The sequence below is a fragment of the Diaphorobacter nitroreducens genome (assembly GCF_002214645.1).
Classification (GTDB): domain Bacteria; phylum Pseudomonadota; class Gammaproteobacteria; order Burkholderiales; family Burkholderiaceae_C; genus Diaphorobacter; species Diaphorobacter nitroreducens.
The window spans coordinates 1066652-1081091 of sequence record NZ_CP016278.1 but is presented as its reverse complement, the minus strand read 5'-3'; the positions used below and the strand labels follow the sequence as shown (position 1 = coordinate 1081091).

At 67.3% G+C, this 14440-nt stretch carries 11 protein-coding genes; 8 read left to right on the top strand and 3 right to left on the bottom strand.

Annotated elements, in window-relative coordinates; genetic code table 11:
- Positions 1-333 precede the first annotated feature (333 nt).
- The gene (locus BA022_RS05055; RefSeq protein ID WP_088886756.1) at positions 334-1206 is read left to right on the top strand and encodes a hypothetical protein; all 873 of its coding nucleotides are present in this window, start codon (positions 334-336) and stop codon (positions 1204-1206) included.
- Between the two features lie 136 nt (positions 1207-1342).
- Entirely contained in the window at positions 1343-2566 is a 1224-nt protein-coding gene (chrA, locus tag BA022_RS05050) for a chromate efflux transporter (protein WP_088886755.1), read from the top strand.
- 64 nt (positions 2567-2630) lie between these two features.
- Here chrA and BA022_RS05045 read toward each other — a convergent pair whose 3' ends face one another.
- Positions 2631-3083 carry an Lrp/AsnC family transcriptional regulator gene (locus BA022_RS05045; protein WP_011805279.1) on the bottom strand — a complete coding sequence of 151 codons (453 nt, stop codon included), beginning with the start codon at positions 3081-3083 and terminating at the stop codon, positions 2631-2633.
- A gap of 137 nt (positions 3084-3220) precedes the next feature.
- Here BA022_RS05045 and BA022_RS05040 point away from each other — a divergent pair, with 137 nt between their 5' ends.
- Positions 3221-4390 (top strand): saccharopine dehydrogenase NADP-binding domain-containing protein, encoded by a 1170-nt coding sequence (locus tag BA022_RS05040; protein ID WP_088886754.1) that lies wholly within the window; start codon positions 3221-3223, stop codon positions 4388-4390.
- Here BA022_RS05040 and BA022_RS05035 read toward each other — a convergent pair whose 3' ends face one another.
- Complete coding sequence (locus BA022_RS05035; RefSeq protein WP_088886753.1) at positions 4391-6220, bottom strand: AMP-dependent synthetase/ligase; 1830 nt, start codon at positions 6218-6220, stop codon at positions 4391-4393.
- 167 nt (positions 6221-6387) lie between these two features.
- The gene (locus tag BA022_RS05030) at positions 6388-7023 is read right to left on the bottom strand and encodes a GntR family transcriptional regulator (protein WP_015913371.1); all 636 of its coding nucleotides are present in this window, start codon (positions 7021-7023) and stop codon (positions 6388-6390) included.
- 124 nt (positions 7024-7147) lie between these two features.
- Between BA022_RS05030 and scpA the strand changes: the two genes are divergently transcribed.
- The 5 genes from scpA to BA022_RS05005 are packed head-to-tail and all read left to right on the top strand — an operon-like array spanning position 7148 to position 14420.
- Positions 7148-9310, top strand: a complete 2163-nt coding sequence (scpA, locus tag BA022_RS05025; protein WP_088886752.1) for a methylmalonyl-CoA mutase — start codon at positions 7148-7150, stop codon at positions 9308-9310.
- Entirely contained in the window at positions 9307-10335 is a 1029-nt protein-coding gene (gene meaB, locus BA022_RS05020; protein ID WP_015913373.1) for a methylmalonyl Co-A mutase-associated GTPase MeaB, read from the top strand. The genes scpA and meaB overlap by 4 nt, the downstream gene beginning before the upstream one ends.
- Before the next feature lie 25 nt (positions 10336-10360).
- Positions 10361-11893 (top strand): acyl-CoA carboxylase subunit beta, encoded by a 1533-nt coding sequence (locus BA022_RS05015; RefSeq protein ID WP_015913374.1) that lies wholly within the window; start codon positions 10361-10363, stop codon positions 11891-11893.
- 16 nt (positions 11894-11909) lie between these two features.
- A complete protein-coding gene (locus tag BA022_RS05010) occupies positions 11910-12335 on the top strand; it encodes a PH domain-containing protein (protein ID WP_088886751.1) in 426 nt (141 codons plus the stop codon).
- A 36-nt stretch (positions 12336-12371) separates the two neighbouring features.
- On the top strand, positions 12372-14420 hold the full coding sequence (locus tag BA022_RS05005) for an acetyl-CoA carboxylase biotin carboxylase subunit (RefSeq protein WP_088886750.1): 2049 nt from the start codon (positions 12372-12374) through the stop codon (positions 14418-14420).
- Positions 14421-14440 lie beyond the last annotated feature (20 nt).

Below are 14440 nucleotides of genomic sequence, written 5' to 3'. Positions count from 1 at the left end.
CCGCCGTGCGACAAGGTTGTCCCGCGGACTGCGCACTGCTAGCATGCGCACCCATGTTCCCGACCACACCCGTCCGCCGCACCCTTGCGCGCAACCGCGTGTGCGTCGTGGCGCGTGTGCTCTGGCCATACCAGCCGGTCGCACATTCCTTCGCCCGGCGATAAAGCACCCTTCCTCTTTCCAACGCGCAGAACCACCATCGCCGGGCACCCGCCCTGCGCAACGGTGGACGACGCCTTCCCACGCCCGCTCGCGCGGGCCCTTCGTTCGCCGGGTCACCCCGGGCCCCCGCAGCAGCACCGCACGGGCGCCTTGCAAGGATTGGAGCGTCGCATGGAATTCACCAAGCAGTTTCTCCGGGCCAAGAGCCCCTGCGCCAACGGCTTTCGCTGGTTCGTGCGCCATGTCGAGGACGGTGTGGGCTACCAGCAGGCGCTGGACCAGCTGGTGGCCGCCGGCCGCGTGGACGACGCGCTGTGGCTGCTGGGCCAGTTCGGCCCCTCGAACGCAGTGCTGCACCTGGACAGCCTGGAGGCCGAGGCCCTGGTGTTCGCGGGCACCGTGCAGGTGCGCGGCGGCATCGAGGTGGACGGCGTGATCCACGTCGGCCGCTCCCTCCATGCGGGGGGCGGCATCCGCGCCGGCAGCGCCATCGTGGCGGGCGAGGACATCCGCGCCGGCGCGCACATCCACAGCGATGGGCGGCTGCACTGCGGCGGCCACCTGCGCACCGACTGGGGCGTGCAGGTGCAGGAATCGCTGCACTGCGGCGGCGACCTGCGAGCGGCGTGGGACGTGGTCTGCCACGGCGCGCTCAGCGTGGGCGCCAGCGCCTTCGTGGGGCAGGACCTGCTGGTGCACGGCGGCATCGACTGCGGCAAAAGCCTGCGCGTGGGCGGGCATGTGAGCGGCGAAGGCAGCCTGCGCGCAGGGCAGGGCATCGTGGTCGGCGGAGCCATCAGCGGCCTGACGCATCTGGAGGCCGGCTGGGGCATCAAGGCGGGCGAGTGCATCCACACGCAGGGCGCCATCAAGGCCGGCGAGAGCCTGAGCGCGGGTGAGGACATCCGTGCGGGCGAAGGCTACGGCATTTTCGCGGGCCTGAACGTGCAGGAGCCCGCCTGGGAGGTGTGTGCCCAGGTCTGGGCGCAGCAGCCGCCGGCCGGCCTGCGCAGCGGGGTGTGGATGGGGCCCTGCGCTATCTGATGCCCCACAGCGGCTGCGGCTGCAAAATCAGGAGGTCTGCTTGCGCGCGCACGCGTCGCGCTCCGCTGCTGGCACGCGGCGCCAGTCATCCGCGCGCCACGCGCAATAGCGATACTCGGGGTTTCTCGCCCGCTGCATGCCACCCATTTCTCCTTTCGCCGCCACCCGCCACCACGCCAGCGCCTGGCGGGTGTTCCTCATCTTCTTGCGCCTGGGCCTGACGTCGTTCGGCGGGCCGGTGGCCCATCTGGGCTACTTCCGCGAGGAATTCGTCGCGCGCCGCGGTTGGCTGACGGAAGACGCCTATGCCGACCTGGTGGCGCTGTGCCAGTTCCTGCCCGGCCCCGCCAGCAGCCAGGTGGGCCTGGCGCTGGGCCTGCGCCAAGCGGGGTGGGGCGGCGCACTGGCGGCCTGGCTGGGTTTCACGCTGCCATCCGCGCTGGTGATGGCGCTGCTGGGCCTGGGCTTGGTGGCGGGGCAGGGCCTCATGCCCGCGGGCGTGCTGCACGGCCTGAAGGTGGCGGCCGTGGCCGTGGTGGCGCAAGCCGTCTGGGGCATGGCGCGCAGCCTGTGCCGCGGGCCCGCACGGCTGCTGCTGATGGCGCTGGCCTGTGCGCTTGCGCTGCTGTGGCCGGGCGTGGTGGGGCAGGTGGGCGCCATGCTGGTGGCGGCGCTGGCCGGCTTGGCCCTGTGGGGGCGCGCGAGCGCCATGCCGGCTCCACCATCGCAGAGCGGGCTGGCGGCCGGGCTGCGACCGCGTACCGGAGCGCTGCTGCTGGCCGCATTTGCGGCGCTGCTGGTGTTGCTGCCGCTGGCTGCGCGCGCCTGGCCTCAAGGATGGCTGGTGCTGGCCGATGCGTTCTACCGCGCCGGCGCCCTGGTGTTCGGCGGCGGCCACGTCGTGCTGCCGCTGCTGCAGGCCGAGGTGGTGGCCACCGGCTGGGTGGCGGCCGACGATTTCCTGGCAGGCTATGGATTGGCGCAGGCGGTGCCGGGGCCGCTGTTCACCTTTGCGGCCTTTCTGGGCGCGGCGGCAGGCCACGGCGCGGGCGGCTGGCTGGACGCGGCCGTATGCCTGGTGGCGATCTTCGTGCCAGCATTCCTGCTGGTGGCGGGCGCGCTACCGTTCTGGGATCGGCTGCGGCACAACGCACGTGCCCGGGCGGCCTTGGCGGGCGTGAATGCCGCCGTGGTGGGCCTGCTGCTGGCGGCGCTCTACCACCCGGTGTGGACCAGCGCCATCCATGCGCCAGCCGACCTGGCGTTGGCACTGGCGGCCTTTGCCGCGCTGGTATGGGCGCGCGTGCCGCCGTGGCTGGTGGTGCCGTTGTGCGGCGCAGCAGGTTGGCTGCTGGGCTGATTACAGAAGGAAAACGGCCTCAGCGCTTATCCATCAAGCGCTAGCAGCTCTCATTAATAGAGCATCAACCGCCCACGCTGCGACGGTCGATCTTGCGGCTGAGCACGATGCTGGTCTGCGTGTTCTGCACGCCGTCCAGCTGGCCGATGCGGTCCAGCAGGCCGTCGAGCTGCTCGTGGCTGGTGCAGCGCAGGAACACCAGGTAGTCGAACGGCCCGCTCACCGCCGAAACCTCTTCCACCTGGGGCAGGGCCTGCAACGTTTGCAGCACCGCCGGCCCGGCCTTGGGCAGCACGCGCAGTGCGCACCACGCGCGCACGGCGCTGCCTGCCAGCCGCTGGCCCAGGCGCACGCCGTAGCCGGCGACCACCCCTTCACGCTCCAGCCGCGCGATGCGCGCCACCACCGTGGTGCGCGCCAGGCCCAGGCGGCGCGCCAGCTCGGCCGTGCCCTCGCGCGCGTTGGCCTGCAGCAGGCTGAGCAGTTGTTGGTCCAGTGCGTCCAGTTCCACGGGCATCTCCAATGCTGCCGATACGTCGTGCAATGCCGTCGATATGACGGTCGGTGATGCTTTTATCGACAGTTGTGATGCTACACACTGACAACGATCCGGCCTAGCATGTCTCTACCGAACGACAACGCAAGGAGACCGCCATGACCCGCCTGCATCCCGTCAATGCTTCCCACCCGCACCGCGTGCTGATCCTGGGCGCGGGCCATATCGGCCGTGCCATTGCGCTGCTATTGGAGGACGCGGGCAGCTACACGCTCACCGTGGCCGACCGCGACGCCGCCGCACTGAAGCGCCTGCAAGTCAACAGCGCCGCCACCTTGCAGGTGACGGACGACGCCATGCTGGAGGCTGCCATTTCCGGGCACCATGCGGTGCTCAACGCGCTGCCGTTCCACCAGGCCATGCCGGTGGCCACGCTGTGCGCGCGCCATGGCGTGCACTACTTCGACCTGACGGAGGACGTGGCCAGCACCCGTGCCATCCAGGCGCTGGCTGAAGGCGCGCGCAGCGCGCTCATGCCGCAGTGCGGGCTGGCGCCCGGCTTCATCGGCGTGGTGGGAAACGCCCTGGCGCAGCGCCTGGACCGCGTGGAAGCGCTGCAACTGCGCGTGGGGGCGCTGCCGCGCTACCCCCAGGGCGCCCTGCGTTACGCCATGACCTGGAGCACCGAGGGCCTGATCAACGAATACTGCAACCCGTGCGACGCCATCGTGCAGGGCCGGCGCACCAGCGTGCCTGCGCTCGACGGGTTGGAAACGCTGCTGATCGACGGCGTGGAATACGAGGCCTTCAATACCTCGGGCGGCCTGGGCACGTTGCCCCAGACCTGGGAGGGGCGCGTGCAGCAGCTCGACTACAAGTCGGTGCGCTACCCCGGCCACCATGCCATCCTGCAGCTGCTGCTGCACGAACTGCGCCTGCGCGACCGGCGCGACCTGCTCAAGGAACTGCTGGACGGCGCCGTCCCGACCACGCAGCAAGACGTGATCGTGATCCTCGCCAGCGCGCGCGGCCAGCGGGACGGCCGGTTGGTGCAGGAAAGCTATGCCGCCCACATCCTGGGCGCATCGGTGCGCGGGCAGATGCTCAGCGCCATCCAACGCACCACGGCCGCGGGCATCTGCGCGGCGCTGGACCTGGTCATGGCGGGCCAGCTTCCGCAGGCCGGTTTCATCGGGCAAGAGCAGATCGCGCTGGAGGACTTCCTGGCCAATCGGTTCGGGCGCATCTACCGCGCGCCGGGAAGCGAGGGGGACGCCGGGTCGGCCCAGGCCCCGCTTGCGCGGTCATTGCAAGCGGTGGGGGCCTGATCAGCGCTTTTGGTACATGGCCTCGATGGCGGCCGCGTAGTGCGCCATGAGGTTGGTGCGCTTGAGCTTGAGCGTGGGTGTCATGAACGCGTTCTCGATCGTCCATGGCTCGCGCACCAGATGCACGGCGCGCGGCACCGCATAACGCGGGAAGCCGGCCGCCAGCTTCTCGATGCGCGCCAGTGCCGCCCGTTGGGCGCTGGGGTGCGCAAGGCTGGCAGGGTCGTTGGCGTCCAGCCCCAGTTGCCCGGCCAGTTGGCGCCACTCTTCGGCATGCACCACGGCCACGCAGGCGATGAAGGGGCGCTGCTCGCCCACCACAAAGGCCTGCTCGAACAGCGCATCGGCGGTGATGGCCAGCTCCAGGTCGGCCGGCGGCACCTTCTCGCCCGTGGAGGTGACGATGATTTCCTTGATGCGCCCCAGGATGCGGATGCGGCCGCCGACGATCTCGGCCTGGTCGCCCGTGCCCAGCCAGCCGTCGGCGGAGACGGTGCGGGCCGTGTCCTCGGGGCGCTTCCAGTAGCCCTTCATGACGATAGGGCCGCGCAACTGCAGTTCGCGGTTCTCGCCGATGCGCACCTCCACGCCCGGCAAGGCGCGGCCGACGGTGGATGGGTCGTTGTCCTCCAGCGTGTTCACGCTGACCACGGGCGTGGTTTCGGTCATGCCGTAGCCCTGCACCAGTTGCAGGCCCAGGCCCAGGAAGCAGTGCGCGATGGTGGGCGACAGCGGCGCGCCCCCGCTCACGGCCACGCGCACGCGGCCACCGAACTGCGCCAGCAGCGGCTTGGCCACCAGGGCACGCAACAGCGGCCAGGGCAGGGCGCGCATCCAGCCGCCCGCGCCGTCGTCCTGGGGTGCTGGCAGGCGCTGCGCGGCGCAAAACCGCTTCCAGCCCACGGCCTGCGCGGCCTGGAACAGCTGCATCTTCAAGGGCGAGGGCGACAGCGTCTCGATGAGCTTTGCATGCACGCGTTCATAAATGCGCGGCACCGACACCAGCACCGTGGGGCGCACATTCTTCAAATCCTCCGCCAGTTGCGCCACCGAGCGCGCATAGACCACGCAACTGCCCGAGGCCATGGGCAGGTAGTAGCCGCCCGTGCGCTCGAAGGTGTGCGACAGCGGCAGGAAGGACAGGAACACATCCTGTGGCGTGGGGGCGATGCGCTCCAGCACCGCCTTCACGTCGGCCACCACGTTGGCATGGCTGAGCATCACCCCCTTGGGCTTGCCGGTGGTGCCGCTGGTGTAGACGATCGCCGCCAGATCCTCAGGGCCGGGCGGCGGGGGCAGCGGCGTATCTGCCGCGGCATGCTGCAGCCAGGCAGCCAGCGGTGCGACCGGTACGTCCTGCTCGGCGGCGGTGGGCAGGCCGATGCTGGCGTTGGTCGTCACCACGCCCATCAGGTGCGGAAGCGGCATGCCCACGTCGCGGATGCGCCGCCATTGCTCTGGCTCTTCCACGACGAGCAGCGACACCTCGGCATCCGCCAGGATGTAGGCAATGCTGCCCGGATTGTCGATGGCATGCAGGGGCACGGGCACACAGCCCGTGGCCATCACGGCCTGGTCGATGCTCATGGCTTCCAGCCCGTTGGGCAGCAGGATGGCGATGCGCGCCCCCTGCGGCAGGCCCGATGCGGCAATGGCGCGGCTCCACTGCTGCACGCGCTCCTGGGTCTGTGCCCAGGTCAGGCTGATCCACTGGCCGGTGCCGGGGTCGCAGGCACGGTAGGCCTCGCTGTGGGGAGTGAGGGCGGCGCGGAACGCCAGCAGTTCGGGCAGCGTCTGCACGCCGCGCAGGTCGGGGGTGGGGAACTTCATGCGTGCAATACGTGCAGTGCGTGCCGGCAGGGCGGGGCGCCATTGCGGAGCCAAGCCGCCGGGCAAAAAGCGGAATCATAGGCCGGGCACGCGCGTTTTCGCACGATCGTTCGCAAACTTGTCGCTCGCGCGACGGAAAAAGAAAGGCGGATGGGGGGCGGGCCCGGTCAGCCCGCTGCCTCCAGCCCATGCGCGAAATGCGCGGACATGGCGGCCACTGTGGCCTGCGGGTCGCGCGCGCGCAGCGCGGCCAGGATGGTTTCGTGCTCGGCCAGCGAATCCTCGATGCGTCCCTGCTTGAGCAGCGAGTTGTGGCGGTTGAGCTTCATGACCTTGCGCAGGTCGGCCACCATCTGGCTGCGCCAGCGGTTGTCGGCCATCTCCAGCAGGCGCATGTGGATGCGCTCATTGATGGTGAAGAAGCGGTCGCGGTCCTGCACGGCGGCGGCCAGGTCGGCATGCAGCTGCTCCAGTTCGCGCAGTTGCTCCGGCGTGGCACGGGCGGCCACCACGCCTGCCGCGTCGCTCTCCAGCAGGCTGAGCAGGTGGTAGACATCGTGCAGGTCCTTGTCGGACATCTCGGTCACGTAGGCGCCACGGCGCACCTTCATGGTGACCAGGCCTTCCGCCGCCAGTACTTTGAGTGCTTCGCGCAAAGGCGTGCGGCTGATGCCGAACTCCTCGGCGATCTTCAGCTCGTCGATCCAGCTGCCAGGCTCCAGCTCGCGCCGGAAGATGCGCTGGCGCAGTTGCTCCGCCACTTGTTCATAGAGTGCGCGGGGAGTGAGGGTGACGGCTGACATGGGCGGACTGTACCTGAAAAAAACTAAGAATTAATAATTACAGATCAGGTAAACTCCGCAAAATTGCGAAAACGCAGCACGCATAACCACATCTCTTTGCCATCTTTGCGAAAGCGCCCCCGCCATGAGCAGCCATCCTGATCCCATCTTCCAGTCCGCCGACCTTGCCGCCTGGGCCAAGGCCGCGGCCAAGTCCGCGCCCGGCGGCGACGTGAATGCCCTGAACTGGGTGACGCCCGACGGCATCAGCGTGAAGCCCCTGTACACGGCGCAAGATACACAGGACCTGCCCTACGCCAATACGCTGCCGGGCTTCGAGCCCTACCTGCGCGGCCCGCAGGCCACCATGTACGCCGTGCGCCCCTGGACCATCCGCCAGTACGCGGGGTTTTCCACGGCCGAAGAATCCAACGCCTTCTACCGCAAAGCGCTGGCCGCGGGCGGGCAGGGCGTGTCGGTGGCCTTTGACCTGGCCACGCACCGCGGCTACGACAGCGACCACCCGCGCGTCACGGGCGACGTGGGCAAGGCCGGCGTGGCCATCGACAGCGTGGAGGACATGAAGATCCTGTTCGACGGCATCCCGCTGGACAAGGTGTCTGTCTCCATGACCATGAACGGCGCCGTGCTGCCCGTGCTGGCCGGCTACGTGGTCGCCGCGGAGGAGCAGGGCGTGAGCCAGGACAAGCTGGCCGGGACCATCCAGAACGACATCCTCAAGGAGTTCATGGTCCGCAACACCTACATCTATCCGCCCAAGCCGTCGATGCGCATCATCGGCGACATCATCGAGTACACGAGCAAGAACATGCCCAAGTTCAACTCGATCTCGATCTCGGGCTACCACATGCAGGAAGCCGGCGCCAACCAGGCGCTGGAACTGGCCTTCACCCTGGCCGACGGCAAGGAATACGTGAAGACGGCCATCGCCAAGGGCATGGACGTGGACGATTTTGCCGGGCGCCTGTCGTTCTTCTGGGCGATCGGCATGAACTTCTACCTGGAGATCGCCAAGATGCGCGCCGCACGCCTGCTGTGGTGCCGCATCATGAAGGGTTTCAACGCCAAAAACCCCAAGAGCCTGATGCTGCGCACCCACTGCCAGACTTCGGGGTGGTCGCTCACCGAGCAGGACCCCTACAACAACGTGGTGCGCACCACCATCGAGGCCATGGCGGCCGTGTTCGGCGGCACGCAAAGCCTGCACACCAACGCGCTGGACGAAGCCATCGCGCTGCCCACCGAATTCAGCGCACGCATCGCGCGCAACACGCAGCTCATCATCCAGGAAGAGACCCACATCACCAACGTGATCGACCCCTGGGCCGGCTCCTACATGATGGAAAAGCTCACCCAGGACATGGCCGACGCCGCCTGGAAGATCATCGAAGAGGTCGAGGCGATGGGCGGCATGACCGCCGCCGTGGACTCCGGCTGGGCCAAGCTCAAGATCGAGGCCGCGGCTGCGGAAAAGCAGGCGCGCATCGACTCGGGCAAGGAAGTCATCGTCGGCGTGAACAAGTACAAGCTTGCCAAGGAAGACCCGGTGGACATCCTTGAGGTGGACAACGTCAAGGTGCGCGAGAACCAGATCGCGCGCCTCAACGCCATCAAGGCAAAACGCGATCAAGCCCAGGTCCAACAAGCGCTGGATGCTCTTACTTCTGCAGCAGAGAGCGGCCAGGGCAACCTGCTCGACCTGTCGATCCAGGCGATTCGCGCACGCGCCACGGTGGGCGAGGTGTCCGACGCGCTGGAAAAAATCTTCGGGCGCCACCGCGCCGATACGCAAAAGGTGACCGGTGTGTACGCTGCTGCCTACGACTCGGCCGAAGGCTGGGAAAAGCTCAAGGGTGAAATCGATCAGGCCGCCGAACAGCTCGGTCGCCGCCCGCGCGTGATGATCGCAAAGCTGGGCCAGGACGGCCACGACCGCGGTGCCAAGGTGGTGGCCACGGCCTTTGCCGACCTGGGGTTCGATGTCGACATGGGCCCGCTGTTCCAGACCCCCGAGGAGTGCGCGCGCCAGGCCATCGAGAACGACGTGCACGCCGTGGGCGTCTCCACCCTGGCCGCGGGCCACAAGACGCTGGTGCCCGCCATCATCGAAGAACTGAAAAAGCAGGGCGCCGACGACATCATCGTCTTCGTGGGCGGCGTGGTGCCCGCGCAGGACTACGACTTCCTCTACGGTGCAGGCGTCAAGGGCGTCTATGGCCCCGGCACGCCGATCCCGGCCAGCGCCAAGGACGTGCTGGAGCAAATCAAGAAGGCGCAGGCGCAGTGACCCCCCAGCAGCTGCAAGAAGGCATCCTGCACGGCGCGCCCGCCGTGCGGCGCCGCGCCATGGCCAAGGCCATCACGCTGCTGGAATCCACGCGGGCCGACCATCGCACGCAGGGCGACGAACTGCTCACCGCGCTGCTGCCGCACACGGGCCGGGCGTTTCGCCTCGGCATCAGCGGCGTGCCTGGCGTGGGCAAGAGCACCTTCATCGAAGCCTTGGGCCTGCACCTCATCGCACAAGGCCTCAAGGTGGCGGTGCTGGCCATCGACCCGTCATCCACCGTCTCGGGCGGCTCCATCCTCGGTGACAAGACGCGCATGGAGCACCTGTCGGTCCACCCCGATGCCTACATCCGCCCCAGCCCGTCCAGCGGCACGCTGGGCGGCGTGGCCGAGAAGACGCGCGAGGCCATGCTGGTGTGCGAGGCTGCGGGCTATGACGTGGTCATCATCGAGACCGTGGGCGTGGGCCAGAGCGAGATCGCCGTGCAGGGCATGACCGACATGTTCTGCGTGCTGCAGTTGCCCAACGCGGGCGACGACCTGCAGGCCATCAAGAAGGGGGTGATGGAGCTGGCCGACCTGGTGGTCATCAACAAGGCCGACATCGACCCGCACGCCGCCACACGCGCGCAGGCGCAGATCACTTCCAGCCTGCGCCTGCTGTCCATGCATGGCAACCCCGAGCATGCGCACCACGACGAATCCCTGTGGACGCCGAAGGTCATCACGCTCAGCGCGCTGAAAGGCGAGGGGGTGGATGGCTTCTGGGCCGCGGTGCAGGAGTTCCGCCGCCTGCAGACGGCCAACGGCCGCCTGGCCGCGCGGCGCGAGCGGCAATCCCTGGCGTGGATGTGGGAGCGCATCGACGCGGGCCTGAAGCAGGCCTTCCGCCAGCACCCGCAGGTGCGCGAGTTGCTGCCCCGCCTGCAGCAGGACGTGGCCGCGGGACGCGTAGCGGCCTCCACTGCAGCACGAAATCTGCTTGCAGCGCAATCTGGACAAGCGCTGCAAGCTACTATTTAAATAGCACTTCACTGAAAGAGCGATCATGCAAGACATCCTGGATCAACTGGAGAAAAAGCGCGAACTCGCCCGCCTGGGCGGTGGCCAGAAGCGCATCGACGCCCAGCACAAGAAGGGCAAGCTCACCGCGCGCGAGCGCATCGAGCTGCTGCTGGACGACGGCACCTTCGAGGAATGGGACATGTTCGTGGAGCACCGCTGCACGGACTTCGGCATGGAGAACACCAAGATCCCCGGCGATGGCGTGGTCACCGGCTACGGCATGATCAACGGCCGCCTGGTGTTCGTGTTCAGCCAGGACTTCACGGTGTTCGGCGGCGCGCTGTCCGAGACCCACGCCGAGAAGATCTGCAAGGTCATGGACCAGGCCATGAAGGTCGGTGCGCCGGTGATCGGCCTGAACGACTCGGGCGGCGCGCGCATCCAGGAGGGCGTGGCTTCCCTGGGTGGCTATGCCGACGTGTTCCAGAAGAATGTGCTGGCGTCCGGCGTGATCCCGCAGATCAGCATGATCATGGGCCCCTGCGCGGGCGGTGCGGTGTACAGCCCGGCCATGACCGACTTCATCTTCATGGTCAAGGACAGCTCGTACATGTTCGTGACCGGCCCCGAGGTCGTGAAGACCGTCACGCACGAAGAGGTCACGGCCGAAGAATTGGGCGGCGCCATCACGCACACCACCAAGAGCGGCGTGGCTGACATGGCCTTCGAGAACGACGTGGAGGCGCTGATGATGCTGCGCCGCCTGTACAACTACCTGCCGCTTAACAACAAGGAAAAGGCGCCCGTGCGCCCGAGCAACGACCCGGCCGACCGCGCCGACCTGTCGCTGGACACGCTGGTGCCCGACAACCCCAACAAGCCGTATGACATGAAGGAGCTGATCGTCAAGACGGTGGACGACGGTGATTTCTTCGAACTGCAGCCCGACTACGCCAAGAACATTCTCATTGGCTTCGCGCGCATGGAAGGGCAGACCGTGGGCATCGTGGCCAACCAGCCGCTGGTGCTGGCGGGTTGCCTGGACATCAAGAGCTCCATTAAGGCCGCGCGCTTCGTGCGCTTCTGCGATGCGTTCAACATCCCCGTCATCACCTTCGTGGACGTGCCCGGTTTCATGCCAGGCACCAGCCAGGAATACGGCGGCATCATCAAGCACGGCGCCAAGCTGCTCTACGCGTACGCCGAATGCACGGTGCCGAAGATCACCGTCATCACGCGCAAGGCCTACGGCGGCGCGTACGACGTGATGAGCTCCAAACACCTGCGCGGCGACGTGAACCTGGCCTGGCCGAACGCCGAGATCGCCGTGATGGGCGCCAAGGGCGCGGTGGAGATCATCTTCCGCGAGGACAAGAACGACCCCGCCAAGCTGGCCGCCCGCGAGGCTGAGTACAAGGCGCGCTTTGCCAACCCGTTCGTCGCCGGCGCACGCGGCTTCATCGACGACGTGATCCTGCCGCATGAGACACGCAAGCGCATCTGCCGCAGCCTGGCCATGCTCAAGAACAAGCAGCTTGATAACCCGTGGCGCAAGCACGGGAACATTCCGCTGTAAGCAGGCCAGGCCGGCAATGATGCACACCCGCCCCGTATTTTTCTCCCGGGTCGATGGCTGGATCCTGGCCATCGGCCCCGTGACCGGCCTTGCCGCGGTCGGCATGGCGCTGCCGCCGGCCCTGCGCTCGGGTGCTACGGCCGAGGTGGCCGTGCTCGGGATCGTAATCGCGTCCACGCTGATTCTGCCGATCTGGCTGCTGCTCGATACCCACTACACGTTCACGGCGGACACGCTGCGCGTGCAGTGCGGCCCATTTTGCTGGCGCATCGCACTGGCCGAGGTGACCGAGGTGTCGCCCTCGCGCAGCTGGGTGTCTTCGCCCGCGCTTTCGCTGGACCGCCTGCGCATCCGCTATGGAAGAGGGCGCAGCATTTTGCTATCGCCGCGCGAGAAGCAGCGGTTTGTGGAGCAGTTGCGTCAGCAGTGCCCCACGTTTTAGTTACCGGTTTTTGAATTCCCCCCTGAGGAACTCGTCATGTTCACCAAAATTCTGATTGCCAACCGAGGCGAAATCGCCTGCCGCGTGATAGCCACGGCCAAGAAGATGGGCATTGCCACCGTGGCCGTCTACTCCGACGCCGACAAGGACGCGCGCCATGTCAAGCTGGCCGACGAGGCCGTGCACATCGGCGCTGCGCCCAGCCGCGAGTCGTATCTGCTGGCCGACAAGATCATTGCCGCCTGCAAGCAGACCGGCGCGCAGGCCGTGCACCCAGGCTACGGCTTCCTGTCCGAGAACGAAGCCTTCGCCAAGCGGGTGGAGGAGGAGGGCATCGTCTTCATTGGCCCCAAGCATGCGGCGATCGCCGCCATGGGCGACAAGATCGCTTCCAAGAAGCTGGCCAACCAGGCGGGCGTGAACACCATCCCCGGATACAACGACCCCATCGCCGGGCCCGAGGCCGCGGTGGAGATCGCCAAGGGCATCGGCTACCCGGTGATGATCAAGGCCTCGGCCGGTGGCGGCGGCAAGGGCCTGCGCGTGGCGTTCAATGACAAGGAAGCCTTTGAAGGCTTTGCCAGTTGCCAGAACGAGGCGCGCAACAGCTTTGGCGACGACCGCATCTTCATCGAGAAGTTCGTGCAGGAGCCGCGCCACATCGAGATCCAGGTGCTGGGCGACGCCCACGGCAACGTGATCTACCTGAACGAGCGCGAATGCTCCATCCAGCGCCGCCATCAGAAGGTGATCGAGGAGGCGCCATCCCCCTTCATCAGCGACGCCACCCGCAAGGCCATGGGCGAGCAGGCCGTGGCCCTGGCCAAGGCCGTGGGCTACCAAAGCGCCGGCACGGTGGAGTTCGTGGTCGGCAAGGACCAGGACTTCTACTTCCTGGAGATGAACACCCGCCTGCAGGTGGAGCACCCGGTGACCGAGTGCATCACCGGCCTGGATCTGGTGGAACTCATGATCCGCGTGGCCGCCGGCGAAAAGCTCGCCATCCGCCAGGAAGACGTGAAGCGCGACGGCTGGGCCATCGAGTGCCGCATCAACGCCGAGGACCCGTTCCGCAACTTCCTGCCCTCCACCGGACGGCTGGTGCGTTTCCAGGCGCCGGAGGAGTCCATGTTCCAGGGCGACACGACCAAGAAGTATGGCGTGCGCGTGGACACGGGTGTGTTCGAAGGCGGTGAGATCCCGATGTACTACGACTCGATGATCGCCAAGCTCATCGTGCACGGCCAGGACCGCAACGACGCCATCGAAAAGATGCGCGCCGCGCTCAACGGCTTCGTGATCCGCGGCATCAGCAGCAACATCCCTTTCCAGGCGGCGCTGCTGGCGCACCCGAAATTCGTGGCCGGCCAATTCAACACCGGCTTCATTGCCGAGCACTACGGCAAGGGCTTCGCCGCCGAAGACGTGCCACACGACGACCCGCTGTTCCTGGTGGCGCTGGCGGCGTACATGAACCGCCGCTACCGCGCGCGTGCATCGGGCATCAGCGGCCAGCTCACGGGTCATGAGGTGCAGGTGGGCGCGCAGTTCACCGTGGTGGTGCTGGGCGCACAGGGCAACAACATCCACCATGAAGTGACGGTCACCGACTATGAGCCAGAGAGCCGCTCCAGCGCCGTGACCATCGGCAACACCACCTACCGCATCAGCAGTACGGCCGGCCTGGGCGACATCCGCGTGCAGGGCCAGTGCAACGGCAAGGGCTTCACGGCGCAGGTGGAGCGCGGCACGGCCAAGAACCCGCTGGCGCTGCGCATCAGCCACAACGGTACGCAGATCGACGCGCTGGTGCTGTCGCCGCTGGGCGCAAAGTTGCACCAGCTCATGCCCTTCAAGGCGCCACCGGACCTGTCCAAGTTCCTGCTGTCGCCCATGCCGGGCCTGCTGGTGGACGTCGCGGTGCAGCCGGGCCAGAAGGTACAGGCAGGCGAGAAGCTGGCCGTGATCGAGGCCATGAAGATGGAGAACATCCTCTTCGCGGCGCAGGACGGCGTGGTGGGCAAGATCGTCGCGGGCAAGGGCGAATCGCTGGCGGTGGATCAGGTCATCCTGGAATTTCAGTGAAAACAGCACCTAACGCTTGT

Excerpts from the sequence above, each read along its gene's own strand:
- BA022_RS05040 (WP_088886754.1), top strand. The coding sequence starts at position 3,221 with ATGACCCGCCTGCATCCCGTCAATGCTTCCCACCCGCACCGCGTGCTG.
- BA022_RS05030 (WP_015913371.1), bottom strand. The coding sequence starts at position 7,023 with ATGTCAGCCGTCACCCTCACTCCCCGCGCACTCTATGAACAAGTGGCG.
- BA022_RS05005 (WP_088886750.1), top strand. The coding sequence starts at position 12,372 with ATGTTCACCAAAATTCTGATTGCCAACCGAGGCGAAATCGCCTGCCGC.
- BA022_RS05015 (WP_015913374.1), top strand. The coding sequence starts at position 10,361 with ATGCAAGACATCCTGGATCAACTGGAGAAAAAGCGCGAACTCGCCCGC.
- chrA (WP_088886755.1), top strand. The coding sequence starts at position 1,343 with ATGCCACCCATTTCTCCTTTCGCCGCCACCCGCCACCACGCCAGCGCC.
- BA022_RS05035 (WP_088886753.1), bottom strand. The coding sequence starts at position 6,220 with ATGAAGTTCCCCACCCCCGACCTGCGCGGCGTGCAGACGCTGCCCGAA.
- BA022_RS05010 (WP_088886751.1), top strand. The coding sequence starts at position 11,910 with ATGATGCACACCCGCCCCGTATTTTTCTCCCGGGTCGATGGCTGGATC.
- scpA (WP_088886752.1), top strand. The coding sequence starts at position 7,148 with ATGAGCAGCCATCCTGATCCCATCTTCCAGTCCGCCGACCTTGCCGCC.
- BA022_RS05045 (WP_011805279.1), bottom strand. The coding sequence starts at position 3,083 with ATGCCCGTGGAACTGGACGCACTGGACCAACAACTGCTCAGCCTGCTG.
- BA022_RS05055 (WP_088886756.1), top strand. The coding sequence starts at position 334 with ATGGAATTCACCAAGCAGTTTCTCCGGGCCAAGAGCCCCTGCGCCAAC.